The following is a 13,121-nucleotide window of genomic DNA, read 5'->3' on the forward strand; positions in this document are numbered from 1 at the left end:
ACGGTGCAGCTTACTTTCGCCAGCTACAACATTCACAAGGGCGTTGGGCTCGACCGCCGGCGCGACCCCGAACGCATCCTCTCCGTCCTCCACGAGATCGATGCCGACATCATCGCATTGCAGGAAGCGGACCGGCGGATCGGCGAGCGCGCCAGCGTGCTGCCGCGTGCCGATATCGACGATACGCGCTGGCGCGTGATCGAGGTGGCGCGGCGGCCGCGCAGCATCGGCTGGCATGGCAATGCCCTGCTCGTCCGCCGCGGGATCGACATCGTATCGGGCGAGGCGCTGGATCTGCCGACCATTGAACCGCGCGGCGCGGCCTGCGGAGAAATCGTCGTCGAGGGGCGCAGCCTGCGGGTGATCGGAACGCATCTCGACCTGTCGGGTCTTCGGCGACGCGACCAGATCCGTTCGTTGCTGGGGTTCTGCAATGCCTGCGACCGCAATTTGCCGACGGTGATCATGGGCGATTTCAACCAATGGGGCCGCCAGACAGGCGCCATGCGTGAATTTGCGCATGGCTGGCACATCGTCACGCCGGGGCGCAGCTATCCGAGCAGGCAGCCGGTCGCGACGCTCGACCGGATCGTGGCCAGCACCCATTGGAACGTCGTTTCTTCGGACGTTCATCACACGGCGCTTTCGACGGTTGCGTCCGACCATTTGCCGGTGAAGGCCGTACTTTCCCTGATCAAAAAATAGGCACACGCCTAATTATCGGGCAACGAATGTTGCGTCGGCCCCGCGCCAAGCGTCCAAATCTTACCGAAAACGTGTTTGGCACGCACTTTGCTGCGTCTGCGAATGCCGGTGCTTGGGCCGGTAAATCACACGAGGGGGTGAGCGCGTGAAATTCATCATCGCCGTCATCAAGCCGTTCAAGCTCGACGAGGTCCGCGAGGCCCTGGGAGGCATCGGGGTGGCTGGAATGACCGTTACCGAGGTCAAGGGCTTCGGCCGCCAGAAGGGCCAGACCGAGATTTACCGCGGCGCGGAATATTCGACCAATATGCTGCCGAAGGTAAAACTCGAGATCGCCGCGAGCGACGACCTTGCCCCGCAAGTGGTCGAAACGATCCAGCAGACTGCCACCACCGATGCGATCGGCGACGGCAAGATCTTTGTTTTCGACCTCGCCAGCGCCACCCGCATTCGCACCGGCGAAACCGGCGACACCGCGCTCTGACGGACAGGATGGGACCCATGATGTTTCGAACACTTTCTCGCAGCGTTGCCACCGGCATCGCGCTGCTTACGCCGGTCGCGGCTTTCGCGCAGGAGGCTGCCGAAGCCGCCGCTGCCGTGCCCAATCCCGGCAACAATGCCTGGATGATGACGGCCACAATCCTGGTGCTGCTGATGATCCTGCCGGGGCTTGCGCTGTTCTATGGCGGTCTCACCCGCTCCAAGAACATGCTTTCCACCATTACGCAGGTCGGAGGGGCAGCGTGCCTTGCGATGCTGATCTGGGTGATGTGGGGCTATTCGACCGCCTTCGGGCCGGAAGGCAATGCCTTCTTCAGCTGGGGCAATCTGTTCCTGAGCCAGGTGACGACCGACAGCACTGCAGCGACATTCAGCGATGAAGTCATCAGCGAATATGTCTTCGTCAGCTTCCAGATGACTTTCGCCGCGATTACCGCTGCGCTGGTGCTGGGCGCGACGGTGGAGCGACTGAAGTTCTCTGCCGCCATGCTGTTTACCGCCATCTGGCTGACGATCGTCTATTTCCCGATCGCGCACATGGTGTGGGCGGGCGGCGGCCTGTTGTTCGAAATGGGCGCGCTCGACTTCGCCGGCGGTACAGTGGTGCATATCAATGCCGGTGTCTCGGCACTGGTGCTCGCCATGTTCCTTGGCAAGCGCAAGGGCTATCCCGGAGAGCCGATGCCGCCGCACAGCCTGACGCTGACGCTGGTAGGCGCAGGCCTGCTGTGGGTCGGCTGGTTCGGTTTCAATGCCGGCTCGGAACTCGAAGCGGACGGAACCGCCGGCCTCGCCATGATCAACACCTTCGTCGCCACCGCCGCAGGTGCCCTGGCCTGGATGCTGATGGAACGCTTCGCCGGGCACAAGGGATCGGCCCTGGGCTTTGCCTCGGGCATCATTGCAGGTCTCGTCGCCGTCACGCCCGCGGCCGGTAACAGCGGCCCGTTCGGAGCGCTGGTCCTTGGTATCGTGGCTTCGGTGATCGCGTATTTCGCAGTCGCCAAGCTCAAGCCGAAGCTGGGATACGACGATGCGCTGGACGTGTTCGGGATCCACGGCATTGCGGGCATCGTCGGCGCGATCGGCACGGGTATCGTCTATTCGCCCGCGCTTGGCGGACCCGGTGATGCAGCAGAATATGCGATGGGGGCTCAGGTAACGACGCAGATCGTTGCCGTGGTCGTCGCCATCGTTTGGGCAACGGTCGGAACCGTGATCGCGACGCTCATCACCAAGGTCATCACCGGTCTGCGGGTCACCCCGGAAGTCGAAAGCGACGGCCTCGACATCGGCGAGCATGGGGAACGTGCCTACAACTGAATTCGAAGCTTGGCGGGGGCGCCTACTCTCTCTCCTCTCCTCGGGTGCCCCCGTCTAACCGTGTTCCTCCTGCGAACACCGACTTTACCGGGCCGGAGATTAGTCTCCGGCCCCTTTTTTCGTATCTGCCGGGCTTTCCGATAGAGGAGGGCGGTGGCGTCCTAAGCGGCGAGGGCTGTCTTCACAAATTCGGCGCAGCGTTCCCCGATCATGATGCTGGGCGCATTCGTGTTTCCACTGACCAGCCGCGGCATGACGCTGGCATCGGCCACATAAAGCCCATCCACCCCGCGAGCCTTCAGGGTCGGATCGACCACGGCATCTTCATCCGGCCCCATCCGGCAGGTGCCGACCGGGTGATAGACCGTATCGGCACGATTGCGGATGAGATCGTCGAGCTGCGCATCATCGTCGAGATCGATGGGGTAGCGGTCCTGCGGCGCGTATTGCGCCATGCTGGGCGAAGCGACGATCCGATGGGACAGCCGCACACCTTCGCGCAGAATGGCCATGTCGCGATCATCGTCGAGGAAATTGGGATCGATCAGCGGAGCGTGCTGCGCATCTCGCCCGGCAAGGCGAACGGTCCCGCGACTTTCGGGACGCAGCACACAGGCGTGCAGCGAGAAGCCGTGCCCCTTCACCTTGGTTCGGCCATGGTCTTCCAGCATGGCAGGGACGAAGTGCCACTGCACGTCCGGGGCTGGGGCATCGGGCATGACCTTCCAGAAACCACCTGCCTCGGCATAGGGCGTGGTCATGATGCCCGTCCGCTTGCGCCGATGTTCGAGAATGGCCTTGGCCATGCGGATGGTGCCGGCCAGACTGTCACCGATGAAGTCCCGGCTTTCGGTCTGCCAGCTGGAGACGTAGTCGACATGATCCTGCAGGTCGCTGCCCACGGCCGGCTTGTCGATCACCACGTCGATGCCGTGATCTTTCAGATGGGCGGCGGGCCCGATCCCGGAAAGCATCAAGATCTGCGGCGAATTGAAGGCGCCAGCCGACAGCACCACGGCGCCGCGGGCCTTCACCTGTCGCTGCCTGTCGCCGACCGTATAGGTCACGCCGGTGACACGACCTTCCTCGATATCAAGCTTCTGCACGCTGACGCCGATGCGGACGTCCAGATTCCGCGAGCCCCTTAACGGCTCCACATAGGCTCGCGCGGCCGACCAGCGTTCCCCGTCCTTCTGGGTGACCTGATAAAGGCCGAAACCTTCCTGCCGGTCATCGTTGAAATCGGCGTTGCGGGGCAATTGCAGTTCGGCCGCTGCCTCGACAAAGGCAAGGCTGCCCGGATTGGCCCATTTCTGGTCGCTCACCCACAAGGGGCCCGAGGCGCCGTGAAATTCATCAGCGCCGCGCACATTGTGTTCGGCCTGTTTGAAATAGGGGAGCACGTCGTCATAAGCCCAGCCGCGGCAGCCGAGCGCGGCCCAATTGTCGTAATCCCAGCGATTGCCGCGGATATAGATCATGGCATTGATCGCCGAGGATCCGCCCAGGCCCCGCCCGCGCGGCTGGTAGCCGACCCGTCCGTTCAGGCCCTTCTGCGGAACGGTTTCGAACCGGTAATTCTGCGCGTCGCGCAGGAAGGGCATGAAGCCGGGCGTCTTGACCAGCATGCCGTTGTTCCGGCCTCCTGCCTCCAGCAGGCAGACGTTCTTGCCGGCTTGCGCCAACCGCCCCGCAACGGCGCTCCCGCCGCTGCCGCCGCCAATCACGATGACATCGAATTCGTCCATGGGTACTCCTCTCCACCGGAGAGGTTAGGCAGGCTCCGCCTCGCCCGCAATCGGGTTTTCCGATGAAACGGAATTTTCCTGCATGCCCTGCCGTTCCAGCCAGCGCGCCCTTATCTGGTCGGACGTTTCGCGGCTTGCGTCATGGGTCCAGCCGGGTTCGCGCAAGAGATAGGACAATTTGTGCTTCCACGGCGCTCGCCACATATCCTGCGCAATGCCCACCCATTCATGGAACACCGCCCAGACCAGGTTGAAGCTGCCGAGTTGTTTGACGATGCCGTACCGGATCTTTTCGCCCTTCACCTCCGGCTCGAAGGTGCCGAACATCTTGTCCCAGACGATGAAGACGCCGGCATAGTTGCGATCGAGATAGCGCGGATTGGTCGCATGGTGGACGCGGTGATGGCTGGGCGTGTTCATCACTGCTTCGAACCAGCGTGGCATGCGATCGATCGCTTCGGTGTGAATCCAGAACTGGTAGATCAGGTTGAACCCGCCGCAGATGGCTATCATGACGGGATGAAAGCCGAGAAGGACCAGCGGGAGCGCGAAGGCGAAGCCTAGCGTGAGGAAGCCGGTCCACGTCTGCCGCAGTGCGGTTGAGAGATTGTAGTGCTGGCTCGAGTGGTGGTTCACATGGCTCGCCCAGAACCAGCGGACGCGGTGGCCGAAACGGTGTACCCAGTAATATTTCAGGTCGTCGAGCACGAAGCACAGGACAAAGGCCCACCAGGTCCACGGCACATCGAACAGGCGAAACTGCCAAAGCCAGATGAACAGCGCGAGAAACACCCCGCCGGACAGCAGGCCAGCGACCGTACTGCCGAGACCGAAGGCAAGGCTGGTGAGCGTATCCCTTGGTTCATAGGCGTCGGGGCGTTTGCGCCAGGCCCAGACCATCTCCATCAGCACGAGAGCGATGAAGCCGGGAACTGCCAGTTCGGTAGGCGAGAAATCGGGCATGGCGATCAGCTCTTTACCGCTTCTATTGTCTCGACCCAAGCGGAAGCGTCATCGAGCGCCAACCGCGCCGCGCCGTAACGCCTTTCCGCAGTGTCGATGACGAGCATGTCGCCATCGCGCCGAACACTGGCGGCGCCCGACAGGATCCGGCCCGCGAAATGCACGCCATGCGGGCGCAGGAGCAGTACGCGCCCGGCAGCGTCGCGCAGCAATGCGCCGCGGCCATCGCGATCCAGCCCGATCGCCACCGGTTCGAAACCGCTGACGGCCTCTTCGGCAGCAATCCGGGCTTCCGTTTCATCGGCGAGGCGGGGGGCGGGGCCCAGTTTCAGCCACACGGCCATGCCGGCCAGCGCGAAGATCGCCGCCAGGGATCCGAGGAACTGGAGCAGGGCCGGTGGCAATTCCATGCGGCAGACGTTGGCACGCGCCGCGCTTTGCGGCAAGCAGGCCGCAACAGGGAGAAAGACATGAAACCGATCGCCATCCTCGCTGCCGGCGCGGCGCTCATCGCAGCGCCCGTATGCGCGCAAACCGCCGACCCCATCGCGCAGGTGGAAGCGGAGGCAGAGCGCACCGAGCGCGTGGCCCAGCAGATATGGCAATTTGCGGAACTGGGTTATCTCGAAACGCGCTCCAGCGGGTTGCTGGTCGACGAACTGCAGAAGGAAGGATTCACGATCCGGCCGGGCGTTGCCGACATTCCGACCGCCTTTATCGCGGAATGGGGCGAAGGCGGTCCTGTCATCGGGCTGCTGGCGGAATTCGACGCCCTGCCCGGAATCACCCAGTCCGCCGAGCCGACGCGTGATCCGGTTGCGGACAAGCATGCCGGCCATGCCTGCGGGCACAATCTGTTCGGCGCCGGCTCTCTCAGCGCGGCAATCGCTATCCGCAACTGGCTGGAGGCGACCGGCACACCGGGACGCGTACGCCTGTATGGGACGCCTGCCGAAGAAGGTGGATCGGGCAAGGTCTATATGGCGCGGGCCGGCCTGTTCGACGATGCCGATTTCGTGATCGACTGGCATCCGGCGGACCGCAATTCCGCCGCATCGCGGATGAGCCTCGCCAACCGGTCGGGCAAGTTCCGGTTCCGCGGTGTTTCGGCCCATGCTGCCGGTGCACCGGAGCGTGGGCGAAGCGCACTCGACGGGGTCGAGGCGATGAACATGATGGTCAATATGATGCGCGAACACACGTCGATGGATACGCGCATCCACTATGTCATTACCGATGGCGGCAAGGCGCCCAACGTCGTCCCCGATTTCGCCGAAGTGTTCTATTACGTGCGCCACTCCGATGCGGACGAAGTGCGGGCCTTGTGGCCACGCCTGGAAGCGGCGGCCAAGGGTGCCGCGATGGGGACGGGGACCGAAGTGGACTGGGAGATCATCCACGGCAACAACCCAACGCTCCCGGTCGAATCGCTGCAGAAAATGATGGATGCCAAGCTGCGTCAGCTCGAGCCGCTCAAATACACTGCAGATGAATTGGCCTGGGCCGCCACGATTCGCGAAAGCCTGGGCGACGACGCGCCAGAGCTGGCGGAAGCGGCGCAGATCGAAGATTACGCGGTACTTACGGGATACGGATCGACCGACGTCGGCGATGTCAGCCGGGCCGTGCCGACCGTCAGCGTGCGCACCGCCACCTGGGTTCCGGGAACGGCGGCGCATAGCTGGCAGGCAGTCGCCGCAAGCGGCCACAGCTATGGTGCCAAAGGCACCCAGCATGCGGCGAAGGCGATGATGCTCGCTGCGGTCGAACTTTATACCAACCCGCAATTGCGTGAGACCGCCAAGGCGGAATTCATCGCGGCACGCGGCGAGGATTACGTCTACGAATCGCTGCTCGGCGATCGCGCCCCGCCGCTCGATTATCGCAAATGATCAGCTGCGGGCGCGGGCGGCGAACATGTCCATGGCCGGGCGAACCGGGCTGACGTCGTAACCAGCCGAGGCTGCAGCTTCGCTGATTTCTTCCGGGTCCTCGCCCGTGCGTGCGCGTGCGAGCGACCAGAGCAGGGTCGAGCGTGTGCCCGAACGGCAAAAGCCGAGCACCGGCCCGCTCGCAGCGGCAAGTGCATCCTGCAACTGCTCGACCTGCGGTTCGCTGAAGCCGGCGCTACCGATCGGGATGGCGAGGTAATCCATCCCGGCCGCACGGGTTGCCGCCTCGATAGTCGCGCCCTCGGGCTGGTCCGGCGCTTCGCCGTCGGGACGATTGTTCACCACCAGCGTGATGCCCATCGCTGCCGCTTCGGAGATTTCCTGCGGCGTTACCTGGGGGCTGGCATAGAAGCTGTCGGACAGTTTGCGGAATTCGCTCATGAAGGGGTTCCTAGACAGGATTTGATTTCGCCGCCCGGCGCTTGCGCTGAACGATGTTGAGAATTTCGACTCCGACCGAAAAGCCCATGGCGGCATAGATATAACCCTTGGGCACATGGAAGCCGAAGCCATCGGCGATCAGCACGAGCCCGATCATGACCAGGAATGCAAGGGCGAGCATGACCAGCGTCGGGTTCTTCTCGATGAATTTGGCCAGCGGGTCGGCTGCCACCAGCATTATGCCGACCGTGATGACGACCGCGGTGACCATGATCGGAATCTGGTCCGTCATGCCGACGGCCGTGAGGATCGAATCGACCGAGAATACGATATCGATAGCGACGATCTGCGCGATGACGGTGCCGAACGTCGCCTTGGCCGCGTCGCCCGCGCCGGGGGTCTTGTCCAGCAGCTCGCCCGAATTGTCTTCCGGTTCCATCGCGTGATGGATTTCCTTGGTCGCCTTCCACAACAGGAAAAGCCCGCCCACCAGCAGGATAAGGTCGCGCCCGGTAAAGGCGGTTTCGAAACTCGGCTTGCCGTATTCGTTCGGCGCACCGACCAGCCCGAGATCGAAGATCGGCGTCTGCAATGTGACGAGCCAGCCGATGAGCATCAGCAGGCCGATCCGCATGACGAGCGCAAGTGTCAGCCCGATCCGGCGAGCGCGCTGCTGCTGGTGCTCGGGCAACTTGTTCGAAAGGATCGCGATGAAGATCAGGTTGTCGACGCCCAGCACGACCTCGAGCGCAATCAGGGTGAGGAGCGCCAGCCATGCTGACGGGTCCGAAAGAAGGGTCAAAAATTCCATCGAGCCGCCTCTGCCTGCGCCCTTCGCTTCGTTCAAGATGTGTTTTGCGCAATATCTCCTATGCGAAAATGTCACAATTGTAGGGTTTGCTCACTGTTGCACGTAAATCATTCGCACCTGACGATCTTTCGCGCTATGATGGCCCCATAAAGGGAGGGTTACGTGCCCGCCCGCGTCGATACGGCATGCAGTCCTCGTATCGGTAGCTTCTGATTTGCGGCTGCACGACAAGGTATTGTTCGAGTTATGGGTTACGACAGAGGACGCCGCCGCGGAAAGGACAAACGCGACGGTTTCGGGGAAGACAATTTCGATAGTTTCGGTGGCCCCCCGGGCGATTTCACTCCGCATGAGGCGTTCCAGGGCGATCGGTTCGGCGGCGGTGATCGCGGCGGCTTTGGCGGCGGGAACCGCGGTGGCGGTTTCGGTGGCGGCAATCGCGGCGGCGGTGGCGATCGTGGCGGCGGCGGCGGCTTCAACCGCATGCCGGCACAGGTCGTCGGCACCGGCAAGGGTACGGTGAAATTCTTCAACGGCCAGAAGGGTTTTGGCTTCATCCAGCAAGATAGCGGCGGCGAAGATGTGTTCGTGCACATCAGCGCAGTCGAACGTGCAGGGCTCGAAGGCCTGGCCGAAGGGCAGGAACTGGAGTTCAACCTCGTGGATCGCGGCGGGAAGGTTTCCGCACAGGATCTTCAGGTCGTTGGCGACGTCATCCCCGTGCAGTCGCGCGGCGGAGATCGCGGCGAGCGTGGCGGTGAACGCGAGGCGGCACCCCGGCGCGAACTGACTGGCGAAAAGGCAACGGGCACGGTCAAGTTCTTCAATTCGATGAAGGGCTTCGGCTTCCTGACCCGTGACGATGGCCAGCCGGATGCGTTTGTTCACATCAGCGCAGTCGAACGTTCGGGCCTCGCCGGCATCAACGAAGGCGAACGGTTCGAATTCGATCTCGAAGTCGACCGACGCGGCAAATATTCGGCGGTCAACCTCGTCCCTGCACAGGACTGAGAAGAGCAGACCGTCTTGGGGGTTTGACCCGCAAGGCGCGACGCAATAGATCGCTGGCAAACACGCAGATGGCGGTTCCTCAAGGGACCGCCATTTGTCTTTGAAGTTGAAACGCGCCCGCCAAGAGGCGCAGCAGGAGGCCCTATGTCGATTTCACCGCTGATGCCCGTCTATCCCCGCTGCGGCGTTCGCCCGGTCAAGGGTGAGCATTGCCATCTGATCGACGAAGACGGCACGCGTTACCTCGATTTCGCCAGCGGCATTGCGGTCAATCTGCTCGGTCACAGCCATGCGGGCCTGATCGGCGCAATCCAGCAGCAGGCAGAGACGCTGATGCACGTCTCCAACCTTTACGGCAGCCCGCAGGGCGAGGCGCTGGCCCAGCGTCTGGTCGACAAGACGTTTGCCGACACGGTCTTTTTCACCAATTCCGGCGCCGAAGCGGTCGAGGCCGCGATCAAGACGGCACGTGCCTACCATCAGCATGAAGATGGCGATGGCAATCGTACAGAACTGATCACTTTCACGAATGCTTTCCATGGCCGCACCATGGCGACCATCAGCGCGTCCAATCAGGAAAAGATGCATAAGGGTTTCATGCCCCTGCTCGCAGGCTTCCAGTATGCCGAGTTCGACAATCTCGAACATGCCAAGTCGCTGATGAGCGACAAGACGGCCGGCTTCCTCGTCGAACCGATCCAGGGCGAAGGCGGTATCCGCCCTGCCAGCGATGAATTCATGCGCGGCCTGCGCGCGCTCGCCGATGACAACGATCTGATGCTCATCTTCGACGAGGTTCAGTGCGGCGTGGCGCGCACCGGCAAGCTGTACGCTTACGAGCACTACGGGATAGAGCCGGATATCATGGCGACCGCCAAGGGTATCGGCGGCGGGTTCCCACTTGGGGCCTGCCTTGCGACCGAAAAGGCCGCTCGGGGCATGGGTTTCGGCACGCACGGATCGACCTATGGCGGTAATCCGCTCGCCATGGCCGCAGGTACCGCGGTGATGGACGCTGTAGCGAATGATGAATTCCTCGCCGAAGTCACCGAGAAGGGCGAACGGCTGCGTTCGCGCCTTGAGCAGTTCATTGGCAACTATCCCGACCTGTTCGAACTGGTTCGCGGCAAGGGGCTGATGCTGGGGCTCAAGATGAAGGTCGAGAGCCGTCCGTTCTTCGTGCACCTGCGCGACAATCACCAGCTTCTGACGGTGGCCGCAGGCGACAACACGCTGCGCGTTCTTCCGCCGCTGGTAGCCGGTGATGCCGAATTCGACGAATTCTTCGACAAACTTTCGGCTGGTGCCGCAAGTTACGATCCGGCAGGCTGATAAGGTTATGGCAATGCGGTACTTCCTCGATCTTTCCGATGCAGGCGGGGACGCGATTGCCGCCATGATCAACGATGCGCAGGACCGCAAGGCGGCGCGATTGGGCTGGGCCAAGGGCAGGCCCGATGCCGATGCGCCGCTTGCCGGCCATGTGCTGGGGATGATCTTTGAGAAGAGCTCCACCCGTACGCGGGTGAGTTTCGATATCGCCATGCGCCAACTGGGCGGATCGGCGCTTATCCTGGATTCCGGTACGAGCCAGCTGGGCCGGGGTGAAAGCATCGCCGACACGGCGCGCGTGCTCAGCCGGATGGTCGATGCGATCATGATCCGGACAGACGATCACGCAAAGGCTCTGGAAATGGCGCGCCATGCGACCGTTCCGGTGATCAACGGCCTGACGGACCGCTCGCACCCGTGCCAGATCGTCGCCGATCTCCTGACCGTGGTCGAACATGGCAAGGCATTGCCCGGGTTGGAATTGGCCTGGCTGGGCGACGGCAACAATGTGCTTCACTCCATTCTCGAAGCTGCGGGACTGATGAAGTTCAACGTCCGCGTCGGCATTCCGCAGGGGTATGAGCCGGAAACCGAATTCGTCGAAATGGCGCGCAGCGGCGGTGCCACGGTAACATTGACGCAGGATGCTCAAGAAGCGGTAGCCGGGGCCGATATCGTGGTCACGGATACGTGGATTTCCATGGGGCAGGAGCACGTCCACAACAAGCTGGCGGCGATGGCGCCGTTTCAGGTTTCGCAAAGCCTGATGGGGGCGGCCAAGCCCGATGCGAAATTCCTGCATTGCCTGCCGGCCCACGTCGGCGAAGAAGTGAGTGAAGAGGTATTCGAGGGCGAGCAATCCGTCGTTTTCGACGAGGCCGAAAATCGCATTCACGCGCAAAAGTCGGTCCTCCTCTGGTGTTTCGACCGTATCTGACGCGAATTTTCCGAACCCTACCATTTTCCACAGCCCGCCCCATATGGCGGGCATGAACGCTACCTCCTCCAAAAACGAAGAAACCTACACTGGTCGTCTGCTGGCCTTCACGATCCCTTCGCGCCACGCGCGGGGCCGTCTGGTGCGGCTCGATGATGTGCTCGACGACATCCTTGCCGCGCATGACTATCCGGCGCCCGTTACTCATCTTCTCGCCGAAGCGCTTGTGCTAGCCGTGCTGATCGGCGGGCTGGTGAAGGATGACGGGTCGCAAGTTACGATGCAGGCCCAGACCGAAGCGGGCGCCGTAAGCCTGCTGGTCTGCGATTACAAAGGCGGCGAACTGCGAGGCTATGTCGAGTTCGACGAGGGTAAACTTGCGGAACTCGGTGCCAACCCTTCGCTTTTCGCGCTATTCGGCAAAGGATATCTTGCCATAACCTTCGATCTCGTCGGGGGGCAGGGGCGATATCAGGGTATCGTTCCCCTCGAAGGCGATAGTCTTGCGGAAGCGTGCGAGCGCTATTTCTACCAATCAGAACAGGTGCCGACGCTGATCAGATGCGCCGTGCGCTCAGATGGCGCCGGGGTAAAGGCGGCAGGACTGCTCGTGCAGCATCTCCCCGAGGGCGAAGAAGGGCGCGAGCGGCTTCATGCCAAGCTGGATCATCCCGAATGGGAACATGTTGCAATTCTCGCTGGATCGCTACGGCACGAAGAACTGCTCGATCCCGAACTTTCGCTTGAAGCGATCGCCTGGCGGTTGTTCCACGAAGAAGATCAAGTTCTCGTTCAACCCGGGGCCGCCATCGGTCGTGGATGCAGGTGCTCGGTCGAACATTACAAGGATGTTCTGGAGCGCTTTCCCGAAGACCAGCGCGCCGAGATGCGCGATGAAAACGGGATCGTCCTCGTAGACTGTGCATTCTGTTCGAAACAGTTCGGCATCGAAATTTGATCGGCGTGTCGTTGCTATACAACGGTTCATCGCTATCTTGATGTACGAAAGATCAGAGACAACACGCGTCGTCTGACGAAAGGTGGAATGATATGGCTCGTACCCGGGCTGTCCTGATGGCTGCTTTACTGGTCCCGTTTGCGGGGCTGGCATCGCCTGCACTGGCGCAGGCATCGCTTGCCATGCTCGACACGCTGGATCGCGGCGGATGGGAAGTCCGTTTCCGCGACGATAACAGCATGCGCAAGGTCTGCATCCGCTCGGGGCGCGAATTCATCCGGCTTCGCCACAGCGGCGGCAATTGCAACCGCTTCGTGGTTGAAGATGCAGATCGTAATGTGACGGTACAGTATACGTGCCGCGGCAATGGTTATGGCCGCACACATATCCGTAAGGAATCGCCAAGCCTGGTGCAGATCGATAGCCAGGGAATTGCCGACGGAAAGCCGTTCCAGTTCACGGCCGAAGCGCGACAGACGGGCAGATGTAACTGAGC

General features: G+C 62.2%; 14 protein-coding genes. 9 read left to right on the forward strand and 5 right to left on the reverse strand.

Going from position 1 to position 13,121, the window contains the following annotated elements:
• Window positions 1-3 precede the first annotated feature (3 nt).
• The 3 genes from K3177_RS02995 (at window position 4) to K3177_RS03005 (ending at window position 2,532) form a co-directional block, all read left to right on the forward strand.
• A complete protein-coding gene (locus K3177_RS02995) occupies window positions 4-705 on the forward strand; it encodes an endonuclease/exonuclease/phosphatase family protein (protein WP_221596935.1) in 702 nt (233 codons plus the stop codon).
• 145 nt (window positions 706-850) lie between these two features.
• Entirely contained in the window at window positions 851-1,189 is a 339-nt protein-coding gene (locus K3177_RS03000) for a P-II family nitrogen regulator (protein WP_103022754.1), read from the forward strand.
• Window positions 1,190-1,209: 20 nt separating this feature from the next.
• Entirely contained in the window at window positions 1,210-2,532 is a 1,323-nt protein-coding gene (locus tag K3177_RS03005) for an ammonium transporter (protein ID WP_234003087.1), read from the forward strand.
• Between the two features lie 161 nt (window positions 2,533-2,693).
• Here the strand turns inward: K3177_RS03005 and K3177_RS03010 are convergent, their stop codons facing one another.
• Genes K3177_RS03010 through K3177_RS03020 form a run of 3 tightly spaced genes read right to left on the reverse strand, consistent with a single transcriptional unit; the run spans window position 2,694 to window position 5,653 of the window.
• Entirely contained in the window at window positions 2,694-4,280 is a 1,587-nt protein-coding gene (locus K3177_RS03010; protein ID WP_221596937.1) for a GMC family oxidoreductase, read from the reverse strand.
• Window positions 4,281-4,304: 24 nt separating this feature from the next.
• Window positions 4,305-5,243 (reverse strand): sterol desaturase family protein, encoded by a 939-nt coding sequence (locus K3177_RS03015; RefSeq protein WP_103022757.1) that lies wholly within the window; start codon window positions 5,241-5,243, stop codon window positions 4,305-4,307.
• A 5-nt stretch (window positions 5,244-5,248) separates the two neighbouring features.
• Window positions 5,249-5,653 (reverse strand): hypothetical protein, encoded by a 405-nt coding sequence (locus K3177_RS03020; protein ID WP_247714200.1) that lies wholly within the window; start codon window positions 5,651-5,653, stop codon window positions 5,249-5,251.
• A 60-nt stretch (window positions 5,654-5,713) separates the two neighbouring features.
• Here K3177_RS03020 and K3177_RS03025 point away from each other — a divergent pair, with 60 nt between their 5' ends.
• Entirely contained in the window at window positions 5,714-7,135 is a 1,422-nt protein-coding gene (locus K3177_RS03025; RefSeq protein ID WP_196847366.1) for an amidohydrolase, read from the forward strand.
• On the opposite strand, the gene K3177_RS03030 is transcribed toward K3177_RS03025, so the two are convergent.
• Together K3177_RS03030 and K3177_RS03035 are read right to left on the reverse strand one after the other, a co-directional pair.
• Window positions 7,136-7,576 (reverse strand): protein tyrosine phosphatase family protein, encoded by a 441-nt coding sequence (locus tag K3177_RS03030; protein ID WP_221596940.1) that lies wholly within the window; start codon window positions 7,574-7,576, stop codon window positions 7,136-7,138. It lies immediately after the preceding gene.
• Between the two features lie 10 nt (window positions 7,577-7,586).
• Window positions 7,587-8,387 (reverse strand): TerC family protein, encoded by an 801-nt coding sequence (locus K3177_RS03035; protein ID WP_221596942.1) that lies wholly within the window; start codon window positions 8,385-8,387, stop codon window positions 7,587-7,589.
• A 246-nt stretch (window positions 8,388-8,633) separates the two neighbouring features.
• Between K3177_RS03035 and K3177_RS15425 the strand changes: the two genes are divergently transcribed.
• The 5 genes from K3177_RS15425 to K3177_RS03060 all read left to right on the forward strand — a co-directional run bounded on the left by K3177_RS15425 (window position 8,634) and on the right by K3177_RS03060 (window position 13,119).
• Window positions 8,634-9,398, forward strand: coding sequence for a cold-shock protein (locus tag K3177_RS15425; protein ID WP_221596944.1), 765 nt, complete (start codon window positions 8,634-8,636; stop codon window positions 9,396-9,398).
• Window positions 9,399-9,542: 144 nt separating this feature from the next.
• Complete coding sequence (locus tag K3177_RS03045; RefSeq protein ID WP_221596946.1) at window positions 9,543-10,730, forward strand: aspartate aminotransferase family protein; 1,188 nt, start codon at window positions 9,543-9,545, stop codon at window positions 10,728-10,730.
• A 7-nt stretch (window positions 10,731-10,737) separates the two neighbouring features.
• On the forward strand, window positions 10,738-11,667 hold the full coding sequence (gene argF, locus K3177_RS03050) for an ornithine carbamoyltransferase (protein WP_221596947.1): 930 nt from the start codon (window positions 10,738-10,740) through the stop codon (window positions 11,665-11,667).
• Between the two features lie 52 nt (window positions 11,668-11,719).
• Window positions 11,720-12,625 (forward strand): Hsp33 family molecular chaperone HslO, encoded by a 906-nt coding sequence (gene hslO, locus K3177_RS03055; protein ID WP_221596949.1) that lies wholly within the window; start codon window positions 11,720-11,722, stop codon window positions 12,623-12,625.
• A gap of 92 nt (window positions 12,626-12,717) precedes the next feature.
• Window positions 12,718-13,119 carry a hypothetical protein gene (locus K3177_RS03060; RefSeq protein WP_196847373.1) on the forward strand — a complete coding sequence of 134 codons (402 nt, stop codon included), beginning with the start codon at window positions 12,718-12,720 and terminating at the stop codon, window positions 13,117-13,119.
• The last annotated feature ends 2 nt before the right edge of the window (window positions 13,120-13,121 follow it).

Source organism: Qipengyuania pacifica (assembly GCF_019711555.1).
GTDB classification, from domain to species: domain Bacteria; phylum Pseudomonadota; class Alphaproteobacteria; order Sphingomonadales; family Sphingomonadaceae; genus Qipengyuania; species Qipengyuania pacifica.

Coding starts and splice junctions, on each gene's coding strand:
- K3177_RS03010 (WP_221596937.1), bottom strand. CDS start 4,280: ATGGACGAATTCGATGTCATCGTGATTGGCGGCGGCAGCGGCGGGAGC.
- K3177_RS15425 (WP_221596944.1), top strand. CDS start 8,634: ATGGGTTACGACAGAGGACGCCGCCGCGGAAAGGACAAACGCGACGGT.
- argF (WP_221596947.1), top strand. CDS start 10,738: ATGGCAATGCGGTACTTCCTCGATCTTTCCGATGCAGGCGGGGACGCG.
- K3177_RS03025 (WP_196847366.1), top strand. CDS start 5,714: ATGAAACCGATCGCCATCCTCGCTGCCGGCGCGGCGCTCATCGCAGCG.
- K3177_RS03030 (WP_221596940.1), bottom strand. CDS start 7,576: ATGAGCGAATTCCGCAAACTGTCCGACAGCTTCTATGCCAGCCCCCAG.
- K3177_RS03015 (WP_103022757.1), bottom strand. CDS start 5,243: ATGCCCGATTTCTCGCCTACCGAACTGGCAGTTCCCGGCTTCATCGCT.
- K3177_RS03020 (WP_247714200.1), bottom strand. CDS start 5,653: ATGGAATTGCCACCGGCCCTGCTCCAGTTCCTCGGATCCCTGGCGGCG.
- hslO (WP_221596949.1), top strand. CDS start 11,720: ATGAACGCTACCTCCTCCAAAAACGAAGAAACCTACACTGGTCGTCTG.
- K3177_RS03035 (WP_221596942.1), bottom strand. CDS start 8,387: ATGGAATTTTTGACCCTTCTTTCGGACCCGTCAGCATGGCTGGCGCTC.
- K3177_RS03045 (WP_221596946.1), top strand. CDS start 9,543: ATGTCGATTTCACCGCTGATGCCCGTCTATCCCCGCTGCGGCGTTCGC.
- K3177_RS03005 (WP_234003087.1), top strand. CDS start 1,210: ATGTTTCGAACACTTTCTCGCAGCGTTGCCACCGGCATCGCGCTGCTT.
- K3177_RS03060 (WP_196847373.1), top strand. CDS start 12,718: ATGGCTCGTACCCGGGCTGTCCTGATGGCTGCTTTACTGGTCCCGTTT.